Genomic DNA, 1,030 nt, shown 5'->3' on the forward strand with positions numbered 1-1,030 from the left:
ATCAGAAATGCGGAAACGCAGGAACCATGACGCGGGCTTCAAGGCGCGCGTGGCGCTGGAGGCTTTGAAGGGCGATCGCACGGTGTCGGAGCTGGCGGCCGAATACGGCGTGCATCCGACGATGATCCACCAGTGGAAGAAAGCGCTGCTCGACGGGGCGGCAGACATCTTTGAACGCGGGGGCAGAAAGCCTGCGGAGGTGGACGAGGAGACGGTCCGGTCGTTGCATGCCAAGATTGGAGAGCTGGCCGTCGCCAACGATTTTTTGTCACGAAAGCTCAAGCCGTGGACCGGCAAGTGAGGCGCAGGATGATCGAGCGGGACCATCCTGCGCTGTCGATCGGAGCGCAGTGCCGTCTTCTGTCGATCTCGCGCTCGTCGTTCTACCACGAGCCATCGGGTGAGACGGAGGTGAACCTGGCTCTGATGCAACTGATCGACCGGCAGTTCCTGGATACGCCCTTCTACGGCGTCCGGCAGATGACCTGGCATCTGCAGAACGAAGGCTACGGTGTGAATCAGAAGCGCATCCGGCGGCTGATGCGGCTCATGCGCTTGATGCCGATCTACCAGAAACCCAACACCAGCAAGCCGAGAGAGGGCCACAAGACCTATCCCTATTTGCTGAGCGGGCTGCGGGTGGATCGCCCGGGACAGGTCTGGTGCGCCGACATCACCTACCTGCCGATGCGGCGCGGCTTCCTGTATCTCGTCGCCATCATGGATTGGTTCACGCGCAAGGTGCTGGCTTGGCGGATCTCCAACACGCTGGAGGCCGACTTCTGTGTCGAGGCGCTGAACGAGGCCATCCACCGCTTCGGCGCGCCCGGGATCATGAACACCGACCAAGGCAGCCAGTTCACATCGTTCGTCTGGACCGACCGGCTGAAGCGCGTTGGCACCCGGATCTCGATGGACGGCGAGGGACGGTGCATCGACAACGTCTTCATCGAGCGCCTGTGGCGGTCCCTGAAATATGAATGCGTCTACCTGCGCGCTTGGGAGACAGGATCACAGGCCAAGGCTGCCA

At 61.9% G+C, this 1,030-nt stretch carries 2 protein-coding genes; both read left to right on the forward strand.

Translation table 11 applies throughout. The features are described 5' to 3' along the window. Window positions 1–301, forward strand: a 301-nt coding sequence (locus OC159_RS20335) for a transposase (protein ID WP_407674168.1), incomplete at its 5' end; no start/stop codon positions are given. Window positions 302–309: 8 nt separating this feature from the next. Beyond that, the coding region (locus tag OC159_RS19965; protein ID WP_407674169.1) for an IS3 family transposase at window positions 310–1,030 on the forward strand (721 nt) is incomplete at its 3' end.

Origin of the sequence: Paracoccus beibuensis, from assembly GCF_026162625.1 — a bacterium.
In the GTDB taxonomy this organism is placed as follows: domain Bacteria; phylum Pseudomonadota; class Alphaproteobacteria; order Rhodobacterales; family Rhodobacteraceae; genus Paracoccus; species Paracoccus beibuensis.